2 rRNA genes are annotated in these 331 nt (G+C 59.5%); both read right to left on the reverse strand.

Annotation, left to right across the window (positions count from 1 at the left end):
* Positions 1–116: ribosomal RNA gene (gene rrf / locus EAS64_RS43010) — 5S ribosomal RNA — on the reverse strand; the annotation flags it as partial.
* Positions 117–199: 83 nt separating this feature from the next.
* Positions 200–331: ribosomal RNA gene (locus tag EAS64_RS43015) — 23S ribosomal RNA — on the reverse strand; the annotation flags it as partial.

The following is a 331-nucleotide window of genomic DNA, read 5'->3' on the forward strand; positions in this document are numbered from 1 at the left end:
TCCGGCGGTGTCCTACTCTCCCGCGAGGCCTCCCTCGCAGTACCATCGGCGCTGAAAGGCTTAACTTCCGGGTTCGGGATGGGACCGGGTGTTTCCCTTTCGCTATGGCCGCCGCAACTCTATTGAGCTGTATAGCCTTGATTCCCGGCCGTAGCTCGGGAACCGCACAGTGAACGCGATGCAGTAAAAGTCTGGTTAAAGAGCCAAGCCCTCGGCCTGTTAGTACCGGTCAGCTGAGCACCTTGCGGTGCTTGCACTTCCGGCCTATCAACCCAGTCGTCTGGCTGGGGGCCTTACCCACTCAAGGTGGTGGGAGACCTCATCTTGAAGC

Origin of the sequence: Trebonia kvetii, assembly GCF_007827045.1 — a bacterium.
GTDB lineage: Bacteria > Actinomycetota > Actinomycetes > Streptosporangiales > Streptosporangiaceae > Trebonia > Trebonia kvetii.